Raw genomic sequence first — 19,008 nt, forward strand, 5'->3', positions numbered from 1 at the left:
AACCCCTCAAGTCGAGGTGGAGCGGTGGAGCTCTTGCTTCCGTCTCCCGGTGTGCCTCTCCCGCGCGCGGCGCCGCGGTCGATCTCCTCGATCGGCTGAAGCGCGATCTGGCGACGTGAAGCGGGAGGCGCGCGCAGCTCGAAGCGCCCGCGCCTCGCGCAGGGAGCGCCTCGCGGCCCCTACAGCCGCTTCTCGAGCACGACGAGGCCCCCGCGCCGCACGAACCCGAGCTGCTCGTTCAGCGCCAGCATCCCCGGGTTGTTCGACTCGACCGCCGTCGCGATCCGCGCGTAGCCCCGGCGCCGCGCGAAGGCGACCGTCTCCAGCTTGAGCGCCCTCGCCACCCCGCGCCCGCGGCTCCCCGCCGCCACGCCCGTGAACAGGTGGTCGAGGCACGCGGGGTCTTCCTCGTTCCGGTGCAGGATGCACAGCCCGACGTACCGGCCTCCCTCCTTCGCGAGGAAGCACGCCTCGGGCAGCGACGCCGGCGACCCTTCCAGGTAGGCAGCGAACGCCTCTGCCGGCAGCTCGGGGTCGACGTGGTTCGGCAGCGGCACCTCGCGGCTCACGGCGAGGTAGAGCGCGTGCAGCTCCAGGAGCCACCCGGGCCGGCGCGCCCGCTCCTCCGAGAGCGGCGCGATCGCGATGCCCGGCGGCGGCGCGCCCTCCCCGGCGCGCGGCGCGCCCTCCCCGGCGCGCGGCGCGCCCCCCGGCGCGAGATCGAGCTCGAAATCCCAGCTCCGGAAGAGCTCCCGGAAGCCCCGCCTCGCCGCGAGCGCGACCATCTCCGGCTGCGTCTCGCGCGCCATGGCGCGGAGCTCGCGGGCGCCCAGGCGCTCGAGGTCGCGCTCCATCGCCGCGAAGAGCCGGGCGCCGATGCCGCGGCGGCGGTGGCCCGGAGCGCACCGCACGGAGCACCAGAACCGCGCCGGGTGATGCGCCCACGGGACGTGGAACCAGTGCCCGTACGCCACGACCTCGCCCGTCGCGACCACCTCGGCCACGTGGCGCCCGAGCGCGTGGCCGCGCCGCGCGAGCAGCGCGTCGAGCTCCCCCAGCGCGCCGGGAGAGCGCGGCTCGATGTCGTGCCGCTCCTCGCGCGGGACGGCGGCGTTGAGGCGCGCCACGGCCCCCCGGTCAGCGTCGGTCGGCCGGGCGGCGCGGATCCGGATGGCCTCGTCCATGCGGCACCTCAGCGCATCTCCGCGCCGCGCGCAAACCCATCGGCCCCTCGCCCGCGGGCGGCGGCTCACCGGCCCAGCGCGGCCATCTTCTCGTTCACCCAGTCGTCGCCCACGAGCGGGTGCACGCCGGCCCCGTCCCGATCGAGGCCGATCCCCAGCGAGAGCAGCCCGCTCTTCACGAGGAACGCTCCGAGCGGCTCCTGTCCGTCCGACTTCGTGAGCCGCCCGCGGATGGCGAGGTTTCCCCCCTGCGCCTCCAGCAGCCTGAAATCGACGTCGCGCTCCTTCCGCCTCACCGTCGCCGACGCCTTGAGCCCCTCCATGGTGAGGAGCCCCGCGGCCCACCTGGGGATGACGTCCTCGGCGTCGAGCAGCTTCACCGCAGGCATCGCGTCCTTGCACTCGAGCCGGATCGCCGCCTCGATCAGCCCCCGTCCCACCTTCGCGTCGTCGATGTCGACGCGCGCCCACCAGCCCGGCCACGCCTCGCCCTCGTGCTCGATCGCGAGGTCCTTGATCTCGATCCGGCTCTTCCCGAGCGTGGCCGTCGGGCCAAGGACGTTCGCCGCGGCGAGCGCCACGCGCGCCTCGACGTCGCCCTTCACGCGGGTCTCCTTCCACGTCAGCGCCCCGTGCTTGAGCAGGAGGCTCAGCGCGCCCGTCCCGCGGCCCAGCCGGTCGATATCGAGGCTGCTCCGCACGAACGCGGCGCCGCCCGTGAACCGCGGCGCGTCCGGCGCGGCGCCGTCCGCGTTCAGCCAGCGAAGATCCGGGATCGCCGCGGCGACGACATCCACCTTCGACGAGAACCCCGGCGGGAGCCGCAGGAGGTGGAGCTCCGGCGCATCGAAGACGGCGCTCGCCCTCTCCACCACGATGGGCGGCAGCCCCTTCTCCGGGCGCTCGAGCGTCGCGCGGGGCACCGCCACCGCGAGGCGCGCCTCCCCGCGCTCGTCGACGCGGAGATCCACGTCCGCCGCGACGGTCGCCCGGTGCGACGAGGCGGAGGCCACGAGGTGGCTCGTCCCGTACGAGAGGGAGCTGCCCGGCTCGAGCTTCCCCCGGTTCACGACGAGGTTCGTCCGGAGCCCTCCGCTCCCGTCCTCGATCCGCGGCTCGGCGCCCTCGCCCGTGTAAAAGTGGATGAAGTCGAGCCCCGGCAGCTGCGCGTCGAGGCGCACGCGCGCCCAGGTCGTGTCGAGGATGTCGAGCCCCTCGATGTCGCGCGGATCGAACGTGTTCATCGTCACGTCGGCGTCGGCGTCGAGCCGCGCGATGACGCGGTCGGCGAGGTGGACCTCGCCCGACCGGAGCTCCAGCGCGATCGGCCCGACGCGGACCGAGCGGAGCGGCTTGTAGTAGAACCCCCCGCGCACGCGGCCGCCGCCGGCATACCGGACCTGCTGGATCCAGACCTCCTCGAGCGTCGTGTCCACGCCCTCCAGGTGCACTGTCCAGAGGTTGTAGCCCTCGTCCGAGCTCTCGAGATCGCGCTTCGGCGGCAGCTCCGGCTTGAGCGGAGGGTTGGTGAACTCCGGGATGGGGGGCAGCGCCTGGATGTGCGGCGCCTCCAGATCGCGCTCGCTCGTCGGATCCACGAGCAAGCGCATGCGGAACATGAAGCCTTCCCCGCGGACGTCCTCCGCATGAAACTTCTTCCAGAGCAGATCGGTCAGGTGGATGTCGGCGTGCACCTCGTCGAGCACCACCGCCCACTCCAGCGTGCTGTCGGCCCCGCTGAGCCGGATCTCCTCGACGTGCACGACGCCCGGCCAGAGGCTCCACGCCGAGCCGTAGAACAGCGTTACGTCGATCGGGTTGTAGCTGACGAGCCTCGCCATGAGCTTCGTGCTCAGCAGGACGTTGACGATCACGACGTAGCCGAGCCATAGCGCGACCGGCAGGATCAACACCGCCTTCAGCGCCTTGCTCGCGCGCGGGCCGAGCCACCCTCTGAGCCCAGACGGTGACCTCACGGCGCCAGCTCCCTGCATGAACGGGTGGAACGCACGTGCCGTGCCGCCGAGCTGACCCGTGACGTGAGCGGGCGGGCGCTGGGCTCGCCGTAGCGATCTGTCTCGCGTGTGGCGGACCTCGCCACGCACAGCGCGCAGATGTGCGCGATTTTGCCCGGATTTCCGGAGAAATTGTCGGGTCGGGGCGGTCGTCCCCGCCGGAGCCGGCGGCACCCAGCTTGCTCTCTATGACCGACGGGCTGCCGAGCCTGTCGCGCGTCAGCTCCCGCTGGAGCCGAGCTTCCAGCCATCACCCGAGGTCATCATGAAGCACACGGTCCATCACGACCTGAACGACGAAGAGGCGAAGAGTGCCGTCCTGAGGGCGATGGCGCAGTATTGCGACCGGTACGCGGAGTACGCCCCGTCCATGCTCTGGAGCGACGAGCGGCGCGCGGATCTCGGCTTCTCTTTCAAGGGCTGCAAGCTCGGAGGGCGGATCGAGCTCCGGCCCCGGACCGTCGATCTCGAGATCGACGTGCCGCTGCCGCTGCGCATGTTCCAGCGCATGGCGATCGCGGCGATCGACACGGCGATGCGGCGGTTCATCGACGAGGCGCACCGCGAGCGGTCGCGGGGCGCGGCCCTGGAGGGAGCCCTCTGAGCTCGACGCGCCGCGCAGAGCGCCAGCGCCACGACCCCCCGCGCCGCGCTCTCCGCGCCCCGCGCCGTGCCGCGGGGGCGCTGCCGAGATCGCCGTGTCCATCCGTCACAGCGTGACCGCCTCGCCGTGGCATTGTGCCCCGGGCGCGAGGTGTTCTGCCACCCATCTGTGAGCTCGCAGACCTCTCGCGACGGACACGTCCGGTACGTTTCATGTTCTGCGAAGGGAGAGCGAATCTCCGTGCGAGTGGAACGGGATTTGAATAAAATCCAAGGAGTTCAACCGAGGCCGACCCCGTGTGAGGCGAAAATGTACCCCTGAGGCAAGAGGTCGTAAGCTCTCCGCGGCGAGGTCCGATTGTGGCGGTCTCGCTCACCATCCTCGCGCGGACGCAGGGCGCGGTGGCTGCTGCTCGGGAGGTAGGGAGGAGACGAATCGGCGTTCATCAGCAACCTCAGGAGAGTACCCATGGAACAGCTCGCATACGCAGAGGAGAGCGTGGGCCTCGATGGCCTGATCGATGACGACGCGATCGAGCAGCTCAAATCGTTCTGCCGCGGCGAGATGTCCGCGGTGGAGACCTACCGTCAGGCGATCGCCGCCGCGCACGAGGATCGGGTGATCGAGCGGCTGCGGCGCAACCTGGCGTCGCACCAGGCGCGGGTGCAGCTGCTGCGCCGGAGGATCGAGGAGCTCGGAGGCGACCCGCCGTCGAGCTCCGGGCCATGGGGCGCGTTGGCCAAGGTCGTCGAGCGGACCGCGCTGGCGCTCGGCGACAGGACGGCGCTCTCGGTGCTCGCGGAGGGAGAGGATTACGGCCTGAAGGACTACCGGAACGACATCGAGGAGCTCGACTCCGAGTCGCACGTCCTGGTCCGCGACGTGATCCTGCCGCAGCAGGTGTCGACGCTGCGCTCGCTCGCCGATCTCAAGCGACAGATGCCGTGACGCGGCCAGGGCCCTGCGGATTGTTCCGGCGGGCCCCCGCTCAGCCCTTCACGTCGTACTCGGTCTGGAGCAGCTTCGCGATCGTGGACAGCTGCATGTTCGACGTGCCCTCGTAGATCTTCCCGATCTTCGCGTCGCGGTAGAGCTTCTCGACCGGATAGTCCCTGGTAAACCCGACGCCGCCCATGAACTCGATGCTGAGCGACGCCGTCCGCTCGGCCACCTCGGACGCGAACAGCTTGGCCATCGCAGCCTCCTTCACGAACGGCTGGCCCGCGTCCTTGAGCCGAGCGGCGTTGTAGACGAGGAGGCGCGCGGCCTCGATCTCCATGGCCACCCGCGCATACTGGAACTGCACGCCCTGGAAGCTCGCGATCGACTGCCCGAACTGCTTCCGCTCGCCCATGTAGCGCATCGCGTGCTCGAACGCCCCCGCGGCCAGGCCGAGCATCTGCGCGCCGATGCCGATCCGACCCTCGTTCAAGGTCTCGATCGCGATCTTGTAGCCCTTGCCGACCTCGCCGAGCACGTTGCCCTCCGGCACCTCGCAGTCCTCGAGGACGAGCTCGCACGTGCTGGAGGCGCGGATCCCGAGCTTGTTCTCCTTCTTGCCCACCGAGAACCCAGGGAAAGAGCGCTCGACCACGAAGGCCGTGATGCCCTTGTACCCCTTCGACGGGTCGACGCTGGCGAACACGAGGAACAGCGAGCTCTCGTTCGCGTTCGTGATCCACAGCTTGCGGCCGTTCAGGACCCAGCGGTCGCCCTTGCGCTCGGCCCGGGCCGAGAGCGCGAACGCGTCCGAGCCGGAGCCCGCCTCGCTCAGCGCATACGAGCCCACCCAGTCACGGCTCAGCCGCGGGAGGTACTTCTCCTTCTGCGCTTCGCTGCCCCAGCGGAGGAACGCATTGGCCACCAGCGTGTTCTGCACGTCGATGAGCACGCTGAGGCTCGGGTCGACGACGGCGAGCGCCTCGACCGCGAGGATCGCGTTGAAGAAGCTCGCGCCGGAGCCCCCGTAAGACTCCGGGATCTCGATGCCCATGAGGCCGAGATCGAACAGCGGAGGGAGCAGATCGCGGTCGAGCGCGCCCTGCTCGTCCATCGCCGCCGCGCGCGGCGCGATGCGCTTCCTGGCGAAATCAAGCACCGAGTCGCGGAAGAGGCGCTCCTCGTCGGAGAGCTGGGTGAGCGGAGGATGGGACACGACGGTTTCTCCTTGTGGGTCCATGGCGCGGCGCGCCGTCGGGGCTTCCCACTATGCACCGCGAGGACCGCAGGCGAAAGCCGTTCGAACGCGCCCGACGCGCCGCGGGCCGCCTCATCCGTCGTGTCACCGCCCGCCCGGGGGCCGGATCGTCCAGGTTGCTACGCGCTCTCCGCCGTCCAGCGGCTCACCCGCGCTTCTCTGCGGGCACGTCGCGCCGGCGGCACCGGAGCAGCGTGTGGGCGAGGCCGAGATGGTCGATCTCCGCGTCGACGGTGAGCCCCGCCTCATCGATGCAGCGCTTGATGTCGGCGGCGCTGTACATGCGGCTGTTCCCGTTCGCGAGGCACGTGAAATACAGGGAAGAGCCGTGCAGGCAGTGGACCGCCACCTCGTTCTCCTGCCGATCCCAGAACGTGTCGAGGATCCAGAGCTCCGTCTTCTCCCCCATGGCGGCGCGCGCCCGGCGGAGGATCTGGAGGATGTCCGCCTCGGAGAAGCACACGAGGAACTGGCTCATCCAGATGGCGTCGAAGCCTGTCGGGAACGCCTGGCCGTGATCCAGGAAGTCGATGGGCGTGCCCATGACCCGGCCGAGCAGGCCGTGCTGCTCCACGTTGACGCGCGCGTCCTCGAGCTGGCCCGGCAGATCCAGGATGGTGACCCGCACGTCGGGGTCGTGCGTGCAGCACTGGACCGCCCATCGACCGGTGTTGCCGCCGATGTCGAGCAGCGTCCTCGGCCGACGCTCGAACACGACGGGCAGCGCCTGCGGGAACGCCGAGTCGGAGTAGAGGTGATCGAAGGCGAACCAGCTCTCCCTCACCTTCGGCGGGAGCGCCGGGAGCGCCTCGTAGACCGTCGGCCACTCGCCGAAGACCTTCAGGCCCGCCGGCTTGCCACCCTCGATGGCCTCGTCGAGGAAACGCATGCCCTCGTAGCAAACGTCATGGATGAAATCCATGTTGATACGGGTCATCCGGTCGTTCTCGACGATGAGCCCGACCCGCGTGATCGCGTAGCGCTCTCCACGCTCGCCGCGGTCGCCGGCGGGCTCCACCAGGCCGAAGCTCAGGCTCGCCTCCAGCAAGGTCTTTGTCGCGTAGGCGGTGAGGCCGGTGTCCTGAGCGACCTCCGCCGCCGTCCGGCCGCCCTTGCCGGCGCGCTGGAGCGCCCTGAGGACGCCGCGGTTTCGCATGACCCGCGCCACCTGGAACATGACGGGCGCAAACGCGATGCGCTGGGCGGCGAGCATGGCGTCGAGGGTGGGATTCGTCGGGGCGGGATCGTTCTTCATCGAGCTCCGGTCGTCGGGGATGGGGAGGGGGAGGCTAGCGAGCGCCCTCGCGCTGGAGGAGCAGGGCGAAGCCGCCGAGGCCCGTGAGCAGCGCGCACTCTGCCCGACCCTCGTCGGCGAGCGACAGCCCCATCACGCCGCAGGCGAGGCCGAAGGCCACGGTCGCCACGCCGAGCCGCCTCTCATCGGTCGGCCGGGCAGGCGAGGAGGACGGCCTCGTGCGGTAGGGGCTTGCCACCTCGGGATGATACCACCGGCGCCGCCGTCACAAGGACGCCGCGGCGATGTCGGTCAGCTCCTCGTCGGTGAGCGGCAGCGGGTTCGCCTTCATGCTGCTCGCCGCCCTGGCCTTGACGACAAGCGCCGGGAGGTCCGCCTCGCTCACGCCGTAGCGCCGGAGCCCCGGGATCGCGAGGTCGCGGCAGAGCTCGCGCACCCACGCGATCCCCTCCTCGGCGCCGGCCCCGGCGCGCCCCGTGACGAGCGCCGCGAGCTCATCCAGGCGCGGCAGCGCGGGGTGATCCGGGGCGCGCGCGCGCAGCGCCCGCAGGTTCACCTCGAGGACGGCCGGCAGGAGCGCGGCGCACACGGCGCCGTGGGGCGCGTCGAACGTGCCGCCCACCGGCGCGGCGAAGCCGTGGACCGCCCCGAGGCCGGCGTTCGCCAGGCACAGGCCGCCGAGCAGGCTGGCCACGGCGAGGTCGTCCCGGGCCGGCGCGTCGGGGCCCTCGAGGACCGCGCGGCGCAGCGAGCGCGCCGAGCGGCGGATGCCCTCGCGCGCGAGCCCGTCCGTGATCGGGTTGCTGCGGCTCGACAGGAACGGCTCGATGAGCTGCGAGAGCGCGTCGAGCCCGCTCGACGCGAGCACCTCGGGCGGCGCGCCCGCGAGCAGATCGGGGTCGATCACCGCGAGGCGCGGCAGCATGTGCGGGCTGCGCAGGCTCGCCTTCACGCCGGCCTCCCGGGACGCGAGCACCGCGTTGCGCGTCACCTCCGAGCCGGTGCCCGCCGTCGTCGGGATCGCCACGAACGGCACGGCCGGTTTGGAAAGCGCTTTCCCCTGGCCGATGACCTCGAGGTAGTCGAGCGGGTCGCCGCCGTTCGCGAGGAGCGCGGCGATCGCCTTGCCGGCGTCGAGCGCGCTGCCGCCGCCCAGGGCCACGACGACGTCGCACCGCTCGGCCGCGGCCCTCGACGTGCCCTCGCGGGCGATCTCCACGGTGGGCTCGCCCGCGACGGCGAAGGTCACGGCGCCGATCTTCGCCTCGGCGAGCGCGGCGAGCAGCGGCGCGGCGCGGCCGGGGCGCTGCCCGGTGACGACGAGCGCCCGCGTCCCGCCGAGGGCCCGCACGGCCGCGGGCACCTCGGCGAGCTTGCCCGCGCCGAAGACGATGCGCGTCGCGGTGGCGAGCTCGAAGGCGAGCGGGTTGGCCGGAGACGCCATGTCAAACCCCCCCGTCGTCAGGGAAGAGATTGACGTATTTCCGGCTGGTCCGCGGCTCGGCCATCATCTCCGCGACGGTGTCCCGCCACCGCTTGTAATGCTCCGTTTCCTTGTGCGCGGCCGGCGCCTCCTGGGTCCTGTAGATCTCGACGAGCACGAAGCGCGCGGGATCCTCGATGTCCTGGACGACGTCGAACCGGGCGATCCCCGGCTCCTTGACGCTCGCGCGCGCGTTCTCGAGCGTCGCCTGGCGGAAGGCGTCGGTGAGCTCGGGTCTGACGTGCACATGGACGTGCACGATGAACAGGCTGTTGGGCATGCGCGCAATCTAGCTCGGGTGCGCTGCCGCAGGAACCCGGCTCGTGACGCGCGGGCGCGCGGGCCTCCGGGTCTACCGGCGCGCGGGCTTGCCGACGGCGCGCCGTCGGCCGAGCGCCTTCGCCCCCTGGGTCGACTCCCGACTTGGCCCGGCCGGCTCCGGCGTTACGATCCCCGTGAATCGGCGGGTGGCCCGGCAGGTGTCGAGTCCATGAACGCCGTGAGCGAGGAAGGTCGATATGGCGGATCCGACCACGGAGACCCCGCAGCCCGATGCTGCGCAGTCCATCGCGCTGAAATCCATCGAGTTCGTGTCCGATCACGGTCTCCTGAAAGGCTGCGCGGGGGAGACTCGCTGGAGGAACGCGGGCGACCCGTGCCCCCGGCCCGAGTGGACGCCGGAGCGCGCCGTCCCTCTGTCGATCTCGATGGGCCGGAGCGTCGTCATCCGGCTCGGGCTGTCGTCGAGCGGCGGCGCGCCCGGCGCGGCGCCGGTCGAGATCCGCGGCGTCGGGCCGGCGGGGCTCACCTTCGAGAGCCGGGGCGTCGCCGCCAGCCCCGCGCCGCTCGAGCTCTCGTCCGCGCGGAAGATCGGGAGGAGGATCCAGAAATTCGACCTCAACCTGAGCTGGTCGGCGGGCGGTGGAGCCACGCTGTCGCCCGGCCGGACCTCGAACGTCGTTTATGTCACGATGGGCAGGCCGCAGACCGACCGACAGGACGTCTGGCAGGAAGACGGGGTGACCTTGAAGCGGATGGACAGGGCGGTCTCCTGGATCTCGCCGCTCAACACCCTCGACCCCCACGAGATCGTCTACGGGATCATGGCCAGGTTCCCGACCTACACGCTCCTGCCGAGCCCCAGGGTGCCCCGGGAGTACCACCACCCGACGTACCTGAACGACCAGGGCGGGGCCTGGGCGATGACCGATTACGTGGAGGAGACGGGCGAGTGCCAGGCGATCGTCCGCCTCCTCCGCGGGATGCTGCGCCAGCTCGGGATCCCCGGGCGGACGCGCATCCTCGTGGTCTGGGGCGATCCCAACGTGGACGGCGGGCGCAGGACCCTGTCGGCCGATCTGGAGGAGCAGCCGTGGGCGGGGCTCGATGTGGCGAAGGTCGAGGGCGGCCGCGTGTGGCGCGCGGCGCTCATCGACGGCCCGGTCGAGGAGGGGAGGACCTATCCCGCCTCCCATACGCGCCTCCCCGACGGGTCGCTCAGCCCGGGGCTCAACCGGTACGAGGCCCTCCTCGAGTTCACGCACGGCGGCGTGACGCGGTACTACGCGGGGGGCGCCGGGGTGTTCGACAGCGTGGAGCCGATCCTGGGCGTCTTCTGGGGGCTCATCTGGTTCAGCTCGGCGCCGAACGACGGTTACCGCGTCGAGAAGATCGTGGCGAGATACGGACGTTCTGGAGGTGGGCGATGAACGCGCAGGAATGTCTCACGCAGGAGGTCGGCGCCAGGGTCGCGGCGTGGCTCTCGGCCGTGGCGCGCGTGGCCCCGGACGGCTTCACGCCGGTCGGGCGGTTCGACGAGGTGCCGGCCCAGGCACGCGCCGATTCGCTGTACTGGTGCGACTCCATCTTCCGGAGCGAGCTCAACCCGCACAGCGAGGCGGTGGGGGCGCGCCACGCGCTCCACGAAGCCACGGACGACACGCCCGACCTGCTCCGTCACGAGTACACCGCGGGCGGGCTCGGGCTCACCGTCACCGAGGGGCGCAATTTCGTCCTCGTTCAGGTCGATCGCGCGAGCCTCGATATCCTCTCTCTCTGCGGTCCGGACCGCGCCGCCGCCGCGCGCCGGGTGGCCGAGGCGATCTTCAACACGGGCATCGAGTCGAACACGGTGGGGGTCCCGATGACCTCCGGCCCGGTGGGCTGCCCCGGCGACATGCCGGAGCTCGAGGAGGGAATGACGATCGCGAGCAACCCGGCCGTGGATCCGGAGCTCCTCGCCTGCTGGAAAGACCGCACCGAATGCGGTGTTCAGGGCGGAAGGCTTTATTTCCTCTGTTACAAGAAGTCGTCTCAGCGCGCGGGGTTTGCAAACGCATGCCAATGGTTCGACGACCGGAGGACCGGGGTCGGGTGACGCACGGAGGAGAGTGAGGCGGGGGAGGAAAGAGGGGTGAGGGGAGGCGAAGGAGCAGGGGGGAGGCGAGGGAGCAGGGGGGAGGCGAGGGAGCAGGGGGGAGGTGAGGGAGCAGGGGGGAGCAGGAGCGCGCTGCGCCGGTATTGCGTCTGCGCGCCGCGCGCGGGATGTTGCGCCGGTGGCGGGAGCACAGCAGCCCAGGATCCTGATCTTCCCAGGCGGCTCCGCGGGCGCGGCGCAGGCGCTCGCGGCGGCGCGCGGCTACGTCGCGGCCCGGGCCCGGGACATCGAGGCGGGCCTGGATCTCCTGGCGACCCAGCCGTTCGACGTGGCCGTGCTCGGGGCCGAGGGGCCGCTCGACGAGGCGCTCGCGCTCTGCCGCCGGCTGCGCGCGGCGCCGGGCGGCGATCGCGTGGCCGTGGTCGCCGTCACCGGGAGCGCGGGCGCGGCCACGGCCCTGCTCGAGGCGGGCGCGACGGTCGTGGCGGCGGCGACCGAGCCGTCGATCTCGATCCAGCTCGACGCGGCGGTGTGGTGGGGGCGGCGGTCGTCCGCGCGCGCGGCCGACCGGGCGCCGGCGGAGCGCGCGCTGCTCGAGCGCGCCGCGCGCTCCTTCCGCGACGTGTTCACGGAGGTGATCGGCCTCTTCGTGTGGGACGCGGCGGGGAGCATCCTCGACGCGAACGACGCGTTCCTCGGCATGATCGGCCACGCGCGCGAGGAAGTCGAGGCGGGCCGCCTGAGCTGGGTGGCGATCACGCCGCCCGAGCTCCGCGCCGCCGACCAGCGCGCGCTCTCGGAGGTCCTGAAGCACGGCATCTGCCCGCCGTTCGAGAAGGAGTTCCTCGCCCGCGACGGGCGGCGGCTGCCCGTGCTCGTCGCCCCCGCCCTGGTCGAGGGGGCCCGCGATCGCGGCGTCGGCGTCGTCGTGGACATGACGGTGCGCAGGGCCGCCGAGGACGCGCTCCGCACGAGCGAGGAGCGCATGCGGCTCGTCGTGCGCGCGACGAGCGACGCCTTCTGGGACTGGGACCTCTCGTCGGGGCGCGTCACAGGGAGCGAGCGCATGCGGAGCTTCTACGGCACGGGCGGCGCCGACATCGAGGAGGACGCGGCGTGGTGGTTCGAGCGGGTCCACCCCGACGATCGCGACCGCGTGATGAACGGGCTGCGGCGCGCGATGGAAGGGGGCGAGAGCACGTTCGAGCTCTGGTACCGGTGCCTGCTCGCGGACGGCAGCTACGCCGACGTCCACGACCGGGGTATCGTCCTGCGCGACGCGTGCGGCAAGGCGTACCGGATGCTCGGGGCCGTGTCCGACGTCACCGAGCGCCGGCAGATCGAGACGCGGCTCCTGCTCGCCGATCGCATGGCCTCGCTCGGCACGCTCGCGGCCGGGGTGGCGCACGAGATCAACAACCCCCTCGCGTACATGGTCGCGAACGTCGATTTCGCGCGCAAGGAGCTCCGCGCCAAGGGCGCCGCCGCGCGCCTCGACGCGCTCCTCTCGGCGCTCGACGAGGCCGCGGAGGGCGGCTCGCGCGTCCGGCACATCGTGGGCGGCCTGAAGACGTTCTCGCGCGCCGACGACGGCGAGCTCGGCCCGGTCGAGGTCGACCGCGTGATCCAGCTCGTGCTGCGGATGGCGCAGCAGCAGATACAGAGCAAGGCGCGGCTCGTCCTGGAGCTCGGCGCGGTGCCGCCCGTCCACGCGAACGAGGCGCAGCTCGGCCAGGTCATCCTGAACCTGCTCGTGAACGCCGCGCAGGCGCTGCCGGACGGGAAGGAGGCGGAGAACGAGATCCGGATCACGACCGCCCCCGCGCCGCCCGGCCGCGTGCGCATCGAGGTGAGCGACACCGGGCCCGGGATCGCGCCCGAGCTCCGGAGCCGCATCTTCGACCCGTTCTTCACGACGAAGCCGATCGGGGAGGGGACGGGGCTCGGGCTGGCGATCTGCCACGGCATCGTGACGCGCTTCCGGGGCGAGCTCGGGGTGGAGAGCGAGGTCGGCCAGGGCGCGTGCTTCCGCGTGCTCCTGCCCGCGTGGCGCGCGCGGGCGGGCGAGGAGCGCGGCGGCGCCCCGGGCGAGGCCGACGACGAGGTGCCCGAGGAGGCCGCCCAGTAGGCGCGGCGCGCCGTCCTCGACGGGAGAGGCCTCCGACGAAGAGAGGAGGGCGGGGCCGCGCGCCGGGCGCGCTTCTGTGACTTCTGCGATCTGCGCGCCACGCCGTGGGGCCGTCCGCTTGCGGCGGCGGTTGCGCGCGCTCAAGGTGCCTCATGGGCCCCATGAACGCTCGACCGGGCAGGGCCGCAGCTGGGCTGCTCGGTGGAGCAGCGAAGCGGAAGCGCGCCGCGCGGCGCGGTCCAGTGGTGAGGTTCGAGCATGACCGAGAAAACGGGCCGCATCCTGGTCGTCGAGGACGATCTGGACATCAGGAGCATCCTGTCGCAGCTCCTCGTGTTCGAGGGCTACGACGTCGACGAGGCGTCGGACGGCGCCGAGGCGCTCGCGATGCTGCGCAAGGACCCGCTGCCCGCGCTGATCCTGCTCGATCTGATGATGCCGATCATGGATGGGTGGCAGCTGCGCGCCGAGCTCCAGCGCGACCCGACGCTCTCGTCAGTCCCGGTGGTGATCGTGTCCGCCGATGTGCGGGCCGAGCAGGAGGCGTCGCGGCTCCGCGTCGCGGGGCTCCTGAAGAAGCCGCTCCAGATCGAGCCCTTGCTCGATCTGGTCCACCGCATCTGCGGCGCGCCGGGGCGGTGAGCCGGGCGGCGTGGTCGCCGCGCCGGCGAGCTGGCTGGCCCGAGCCGGCGGCCGGGGGACGACGGCATCCCCTCCTGACGCTCACCCCGCCCGCCCGGCGCCATGGTTGCCCCCGTGCTCCGGGGGCCCTCCTGGCCTCGCGCATGTCTCACCTCTCGGCCTGAAGACCGCGATCCACGGACAAAAATCGCGATCCCTGAGAACCGGTATCGGCCGTTGTGTTCCGTATTGCACGATGGCGCGAGTCTTCGCTCCAAGACTCATTGCTTGAGCTCATGCGCCCTTGACAGATCGATCGTCGATGTGATGGCGTATCTTCACTTCAAGCATGTACCTTCGGATGCCTGCCGCGTCGGATCGCTCCCCTCGAACCGGCATGGGCCCCGCGGCTCGCCGACGACGGTCGCGCTGTAGGGAGACCGGGCTGCTCGTGGGACTCGCGTCCCTGCTCTCGGCCTCCTGCGCGCCGACGGAGCCCGATCACCCCGAGAATGCGGTCGTCATCGGGGCGCTCCTGCCCTTCTCCGGCAGCGAGTCGGCCATCGGCCGCAACCTCGAGCAAGCGATGTTGCTCGCGATCGACGACCTGAACGCCGCGGGGGGGATCGACGGGAGGCCGTTCGACCTGCGGAGCCGAGACAGCCACTCGAGCTCGGAGCGCGGGCTCGCTCAGCTGTGGGAGCTGCTCTATACGGATCGGGTCGCCTACTTCGTAGGGCCCGAAGAGAACGAGATCGCCCGTCGCATCACGCCGGACGTGAAGTGGCTCGACGCGTTTCAGATGCTGCCGGGGTACGCCGCGCCCACGGTCGCGCGCAGCGAGGCGAGGGGGGGCTGGATGCGGCTCGCCCCTTCCGCGTTCGACGTCGGCTGCGCGCTGGCGCTCATCGCCGTTCGCGAGGGGATCAGCACGGTGAACAGCCTGGCCGCGACGGACGACTACAACGCCAGCGTCAGCAGCGAGTTCACGACCAGCTTCGCCTCGCTCGGCGGGAGGATCCTCCCCTCGGTGACGTTCATGTCGGGACGGCCGTCGTACACGACGAAGATCGAGACCGCCTTCGGCGCGCGCGCCGGCCGCACGCTCCTGGCCGCGTATCCCGCCACCGGCTCGACCATCGTGACCGAGTGGACCGTCTCCGGCCGCCCGGGCACCTGGCTCCTCGGCCCGGCGCTGCGCACCGAGGTGCTCCTCTCCAACATCCCTGCGGGCTCTCTCGACGGATACTTCGGGGTCTCGCCTTCGCTGAGCCTGCGGAGCGAGTGCCGCACGACGGACGGGGCCGAGGCGTCGGTCGACTGTGAGAAAGGGAACGCCGACGCCTTCATCGGACACTTCTCCAGCCGGTGGGGCGGCGAGGCCCCGCTGCCCGCAGCGCACTTCTATTACGACGGGGTCGTCCTCATCGCGATGGGGCTCACGTACGCCCACGCGAAGAGCGGGACGATCCCTTCCTCCGGACATGAGCTGCAGAAGATCATTCGTGAGCTCAACAGCCCCGACAACGAAGCGGCCTCGTGGCGGGATCTGGGCGCGGCGATGGCCAAGCTCCGCGCGGGGGTCCGTCTCCGATACGTCGGCGCAGCCGCCGAATACGGCTTCGACGGATACGGGGCGAACAGGCATTCATTCATGCAAAGATGGACCGTGAACGGCGACGCCTTCGTCGATCTCGCCCCCATCGCCGTCAGGTGCCTCGCCGGGCCATGATCTCGCCGTGAACTCGAGTTCATGTGATCAACCCGCGCACGACCGAACGAACCACTGACTTGAAGGGGGGCTCATGAAGTTGATTCGAAGACGCTGGATGGCGGCCTTTGGGCTCACGCTGACGACGGCGGCATGCGGGACGAGCGGCACCACCGGCGCGGGCGAGCGAGCCTCACTCATCAAGCGAGCGCCGCTTCCCGAGAACGAGTTCACCGCGAAGGAGATCGAGGCGACGCTCGACAACCTCATCGCCGAGATCAACAAGGGATCCATCGAGCCGATGCAGATGGCGGTGCTGCTGAAGGCCCTCGGCGGGTTCTTCACGCCGATCACCACGGGGGCGAACCGAGCCATGGGCGAGCTCGGGGTCACGGGCAACGTGGTCGGGCCCAGTGGACAGGGGAGCGATCAGCAGCAGAGGGCGGAGGCCCAGGGGGAGCAGATTCAACAGGCGGTGGCGGACGGAGCCGAAGGGATCGGTGTCTCGCCCTTCGGCGACGCCATCGCGGCCGACATCGATGCGGCCGTCGCCGACGGGGCTGCTGTGGTGACGCTCGACACCGACGCGAAGGACTCGACGCGTTCCATCTATGTCGGAACCATCAGCGAGTCGGCCGGCGTCACGGCAGGGCAGACCCTGCTCGCGTTGCTGCCCCCGTCGCCGGGCACGGTGGTGATCCACGGCAACGCCGACCCGTCCTGGGTCGACGGATTGAACCGAATGCTGGGGGCTCGGGGCGTCCTCGAGGAGGCCGACTACACGGTCGTGGTGCGTCAAATCGCCTGGGGCCCGGCTGGGCAGGTCGATGACATCGAATGGATGAAGGCCCAGATCGAGACCGCGGACCCGCCCGTCGTGGGGTTGCTCGGCCTGCATGACATCTCGTACCGGTGCGCCATGGCCACGGAGGCCGCGGGCGCGCCGGAGCTCCCCGTCGTCGCCTTCGACTTCGATCCGAAGACCGTCGAGTACATGCGCCGGGGGCTCATCGAGGCGACGCACACCCAGCGCCAGTACTACGCCGGGTACCTCGTGCCCTACATCCTCTACGGCATCAAGACCATCGGCCTCGAAGCGACCCAGGCGAGCCTCGCCCCGCAGATGTCCGATGACAGCCGGCTCAACGTCGGCCTCGACGTGGTCCGGTGGAACAAGGTCGACCAGTACAACGCCTTCCTCGACTCGATCGGCGCGAGTCAGTAGCGGTGCCGTAGCTCGAGGAACAGCTCGCGCGGCGAAAGCGGGTACTCGAACCCCGAGAACCCGGGGTCCGGCCCGGTGGCGCCAAGGAGGTTCTTGGCGCGCAACGCCACGGTCGTCTCGTGACCCGGGATGACCCACAGGTTGCGCGCCACCAGGCTGGCGTTCCACCCGAGATACGGCGGCAGGTCGAAGCTGCCGCCTTTCTCCAGGATGCTCGCGTCCGCGGCGCGCCGGGGCCCGACGACGATCCCTTGCGTCGAGAGCTCCAGCGGCACGGAGCTCGGCGACGGCAGCTTCACGTAGGCCCCGACCCGGGCGATCCAGCTCGGGTAGGCGACCATCGCCGGACCGACCAGCTCCGCCTGGTAGCCCACCTGGCCGGAGTCCCGGGTCGAGTGGACGGTCTCGAACGACCCGTAGCCGCCGAGCGCGTCGCCGTGCCGCAGCTCGGCGCGCGTCGCCCAGATCAGCGACGTCTGGCTGGCGACGTTCTCGGCCGTTTGATTGATGCCCCGCGGGACGAACTCTGCCTTGTCGTTCAATCGGCTGTAGGACACCCCCGTGCTCGCCGAGGCCCAGGCGGCCGGCCTCCACGTCACCTCGGCGTCCACGGTGTGGATGAATTGAGGCTTGAGGTCCACGTTCCCGATCACGTCGCCCGGGACGAGGGGCTCGGCATAGAGCAGATAGGGGGACGGCGCCTTGAAGGCGCTGCCGTACAGCAGCTTGGCCACGACCGTCTTCCCCAGGTGCGAGGTCGCCCCGAAGCGACCGGTCAGCTGATTGCCGTATTTGCTGTGGTGATCGTAGCGGAATCCCCCCGTCAGCTTCAGCCAGGGATCCAGCACCTTGAGGTTGGCGCTGAGCAGCGCCCCGACGTCGACAAGCTCGACCGAGAGCTGCTCCCGCTCCGGCGAGCCAAACGCCTCGCCCGTGATCTTGCTGACCCGGCGGAAGGACGGCAGGTCCTCGTCGTCATAGACGGACTCCAGGTTCAAGATCACGTTGAACCGGTCCCACGGGACCCACCGGAGCTCGACGTTCGCGTCCACGCCGCGATAGGCCATGCGCCGTTCGATGTAGTACCAGCCGCCGGCGACATCCACGCGGTCCCCCGGGAGGACGCCGCCCTGGAAGTACGTGCCCTGCACGGCGAGCGCGAGCTCTCGGTTCAGCTGGAGCTGTCCATCGACCGCCACGCGACGTTGATGCAGGCTGACCACGGTGCCGGCAGGCCGCCCGAAGGCGTCCGTTCCGCCGGTGAGCTGCGCCCATTGCGCGAAATCGCCGCCGCGCCGGAAGCCGGACCAGGTGGCGCTGAGCACGAGGTGGTGACCGCGGTCCGGATCGCGGAACGCGATGCGCGAGCCGATGACCCCCGACAGGCGCTCGAGGTTCTGGGCGTCCACGCGCCCCGTATTGTACGTCGGGACGCGGGGGGCCGGAGACTGGCGGGGCATCTCCAGACCGCTTCGGTCGTCGAGCTCCCCCGCGGCCATCAACATCATGTCGAAGCGGCCATCGCTCCATCCTCCGAGCACGTCGAGGCGGCCGCTCGGGTGGTCCTTCGTCACGCCGGCGTGCACCGTGCCGTCGGCGAAGGGGATGTCCTCGGGCGACAGGGTGATGATGTTGACGACGCCGAGGAACGCGTCCGCACCGTAGAGCGCCGACGCCGGGCCGCGCACGACCTCGATCTGCTTGATGGCCGAGAGCGGGATCAGCTCCGTTCCCAGCCAGTTGCCGCTGGTGGTCCGGAACGCGACCGAGCGGCCGTCGATCATCACCTTGATTCCACCGCTCTCCGCCCCGAGCCCGCCCGTCATCCCCTGCACGCCGGCGTTCGGCAGGATGTGGTCGTCCGCCAGGTAAAACCCGACGACGTGCTGGAGCGCCTCGCCGACGCTCTTGTAGCCCCAGCGCCGGATCTCCTCCGCGGTGATCGCCGTCACGATGGCAGGCGCGTCGTCCAGGGTCTCCCGCGTCTTGGTGGCCGTGGAGACCTCGACGGCGAGCAACCGCAGCAGGTCGACGCCCTCGAGCGCGTCGTTCCGCTGCTCTTTCCCCGTGGCCTTCGGCGCTCCCGGCGCTGGCGCGGCCGTCGGCTGAGCCCACGCGACGCCCGGCATCGCGGCGATCGCCAGGGCGACAATCCACTTTGTATCGAGCGAGACAAGGGTCATGCGGGTACGGTTCGTTCTGAGCCTT

Annotated in this window: 16 protein-coding genes; 8 read left to right on the forward strand and 8 right to left on the reverse strand. The window is 71.0% G+C overall.

Annotated elements, in window-relative coordinates; translation table 11 throughout:
• Positions 1–179: 179 nt before the first annotated feature.
• Positions 180–1,184, reverse strand: a complete 1,005-nt coding sequence (locus WMF17_RS06760) for an N-acetyltransferase family protein (protein WP_437601131.1) — start codon at positions 1,182–1,184, stop codon at positions 180–182.
• A gap of 65 nt (positions 1,185–1,249) precedes the next feature.
• A complete protein-coding gene (locus tag WMF17_RS06765; RefSeq protein WP_437601132.1) occupies positions 1,250–3,160 on the reverse strand; it encodes a hypothetical protein in 1,911 nt (636 codons plus the stop codon).
• A gap of 304 nt (positions 3,161–3,464) precedes the next feature.
• On the opposite strand from WMF17_RS06765, the gene WMF17_RS06770 reads away from it, so the two are divergent.
• Together WMF17_RS06770 and WMF17_RS06775 are read left to right on the forward strand one after the other, a co-directional pair.
• On the forward strand, positions 3,465–3,803 hold the full coding sequence (locus WMF17_RS06770; RefSeq protein WP_437601133.1) for a polyhydroxyalkanoic acid system family protein: 339 nt from the start codon (positions 3,465–3,467) through the stop codon (positions 3,801–3,803).
• 468 nt (positions 3,804–4,271) lie between these two features.
• Positions 4,272–4,751 (forward strand): DUF2383 domain-containing protein, encoded by a 480-nt coding sequence (locus tag WMF17_RS06775; RefSeq protein ID WP_437601134.1) that lies wholly within the window; start codon positions 4,272–4,274, stop codon positions 4,749–4,751.
• Positions 4,752–4,791: 40 nt separating this feature from the next.
• Here WMF17_RS06775 and WMF17_RS06780 read toward each other — a convergent pair whose 3' ends face one another.
• The 5 genes from WMF17_RS06780 to WMF17_RS06800 all read right to left on the reverse strand — a co-directional run bounded on the left by WMF17_RS06780 (position 4,792) and on the right by WMF17_RS06800 (position 9,018).
• The gene (locus WMF17_RS06780; protein ID WP_437487408.1) at positions 4,792–5,958 is read right to left on the reverse strand and encodes an acyl-CoA dehydrogenase; all 1,167 of its coding nucleotides are present in this window, start codon (positions 5,956–5,958) and stop codon (positions 4,792–4,794) included.
• 187 nt (positions 5,959–6,145) lie between these two features.
• The gene (locus tag WMF17_RS06785; RefSeq protein WP_437601135.1) at positions 6,146–7,255 is read right to left on the reverse strand and encodes a class I SAM-dependent methyltransferase; all 1,110 of its coding nucleotides are present in this window, start codon (positions 7,253–7,255) and stop codon (positions 6,146–6,148) included.
• Between the two features lie 34 nt (positions 7,256–7,289).
• Complete coding sequence (locus tag WMF17_RS06790) at positions 7,290–7,493, reverse strand: hypothetical protein (protein ID WP_437578756.1); 204 nt, start codon at positions 7,491–7,493, stop codon at positions 7,290–7,292.
• A gap of 27 nt (positions 7,494–7,520) precedes the next feature.
• Positions 7,521–8,699, reverse strand: coding sequence for an iron-containing alcohol dehydrogenase (locus WMF17_RS06795; RefSeq protein ID WP_437601136.1), 1,179 nt, complete (start codon positions 8,697–8,699; stop codon positions 7,521–7,523).
• Between the two features lies 1 nt (position 8,700).
• Positions 8,701–9,018 carry a putative quinol monooxygenase gene (locus tag WMF17_RS06800; RefSeq protein WP_437601137.1) on the reverse strand — a complete coding sequence of 106 codons (318 nt, stop codon included), beginning with the start codon at positions 9,016–9,018 and terminating at the stop codon, positions 8,701–8,703.
• 238 nt (positions 9,019–9,256) lie between these two features.
• Here WMF17_RS06800 and WMF17_RS06805 point away from each other — a divergent pair, with 238 nt between their 5' ends.
• The 6 genes from WMF17_RS06805 (at position 9,257) to WMF17_RS06830 (ending at position 16,800) form a co-directional block, all read left to right on the forward strand.
• Positions 9,257–10,447 carry a hypothetical protein gene (locus WMF17_RS06805; RefSeq protein ID WP_437601138.1) on the forward strand — a complete coding sequence of 397 codons (1,191 nt, stop codon included), beginning with the start codon at positions 9,257–9,259 and terminating at the stop codon, positions 10,445–10,447.
• Complete coding sequence (locus WMF17_RS06810; RefSeq protein ID WP_437601139.1) at positions 10,444–11,115, forward strand: hypothetical protein; 672 nt, start codon at positions 10,444–10,446, stop codon at positions 11,113–11,115. The genes WMF17_RS06805 and WMF17_RS06810 overlap by 4 nt, the downstream gene beginning before the upstream one ends.
• Positions 11,116–11,293: 178 nt before the next feature.
• Complete coding sequence (locus WMF17_RS06815) at positions 11,294–13,243, forward strand: ATP-binding protein (RefSeq protein ID WP_437648710.1); 1,950 nt, start codon at positions 11,294–11,296, stop codon at positions 13,241–13,243.
• Positions 13,244–13,501: 258 nt separating this feature from the next.
• Entirely contained in the window at positions 13,502–13,885 is a 384-nt protein-coding gene (locus WMF17_RS06820) for a response regulator (protein ID WP_437601141.1), read from the forward strand.
• A 430-nt stretch (positions 13,886–14,315) separates the two neighbouring features.
• Positions 14,316–15,596 carry an ABC transporter substrate-binding protein gene (locus WMF17_RS06825; protein WP_437648711.1) on the forward strand — a complete coding sequence of 427 codons (1,281 nt, stop codon included), beginning with the start codon at positions 14,316–14,318 and terminating at the stop codon, positions 15,594–15,596.
• 73 nt (positions 15,597–15,669) lie between these two features.
• Positions 15,670–16,800, forward strand: a complete 1,131-nt coding sequence (locus tag WMF17_RS06830; RefSeq protein ID WP_437648712.1) for a substrate-binding domain-containing protein — start codon at positions 15,670–15,672, stop codon at positions 16,798–16,800.
• On the opposite strand, the gene WMF17_RS06835 is transcribed toward WMF17_RS06830, so the two are convergent.
• The gene (locus tag WMF17_RS06835; protein WP_437601144.1) at positions 16,794–18,983 is read right to left on the reverse strand and encodes a TonB-dependent receptor plug domain-containing protein; all 2,190 of its coding nucleotides are present in this window, start codon (positions 18,981–18,983) and stop codon (positions 16,794–16,796) included. The two genes, WMF17_RS06830 and WMF17_RS06835, sit on opposite strands and share 7 nt — an antisense overlap.
• Positions 18,984–19,008 lie beyond the last annotated feature (25 nt).

The sequence above is a fragment of the Sorangium sp. So ce362 genome (assembly GCF_051519845.1).
Taxonomy (GTDB): Bacteria; Myxococcota_A; Polyangia; order Polyangiales; family Polyangiaceae; genus Sorangium.

Excerpts from the sequence above, each read along its gene's own strand:
- WMF17_RS06760 (WP_437601131.1), bottom strand. The coding sequence starts at position 1,184 with ATGGACGAGGCCATCCGGATCCGCGCCGCCCGGCCGACCGACGCTGAC.
- WMF17_RS06770 (WP_437601133.1), top strand. The coding sequence starts at position 3,465 with ATGAAGCACACGGTCCATCACGACCTGAACGACGAAGAGGCGAAGAGT.
- WMF17_RS06775 (WP_437601134.1), top strand. The coding sequence starts at position 4,272 with ATGGAACAGCTCGCATACGCAGAGGAGAGCGTGGGCCTCGATGGCCTG.
- WMF17_RS06785 (WP_437601135.1), bottom strand. The coding sequence starts at position 7,255 with ATGAAGAACGATCCCGCCCCGACGAATCCCACCCTCGACGCCATGCTC.
- WMF17_RS06795 (WP_437601136.1), bottom strand. The coding sequence starts at position 8,699 with ATGGCGTCTCCGGCCAACCCGCTCGCCTTCGAGCTCGCCACCGCGACG.
- WMF17_RS06800 (WP_437601137.1), bottom strand. The coding sequence starts at position 9,018 with ATGCCCAACAGCCTGTTCATCGTGCACGTCCATGTGCACGTCAGACCC.
- WMF17_RS06805 (WP_437601138.1), top strand. The coding sequence starts at position 9,257 with ATGGCGGATCCGACCACGGAGACCCCGCAGCCCGATGCTGCGCAGTCC.
- WMF17_RS06810 (WP_437601139.1), top strand. The coding sequence starts at position 10,444 with ATGAACGCGCAGGAATGTCTCACGCAGGAGGTCGGCGCCAGGGTCGCG.
- WMF17_RS06820 (WP_437601141.1), top strand. The coding sequence starts at position 13,502 with ATGACCGAGAAAACGGGCCGCATCCTGGTCGTCGAGGACGATCTGGAC.
- WMF17_RS06830 (WP_437648712.1), top strand. The coding sequence starts at position 15,670 with ATGAAGTTGATTCGAAGACGCTGGATGGCGGCCTTTGGGCTCACGCTG.
- WMF17_RS06835 (WP_437601144.1), bottom strand. The coding sequence starts at position 18,983 with ATGACCCTTGTCTCGCTCGATACAAAGTGGATTGTCGCCCTGGCGATC.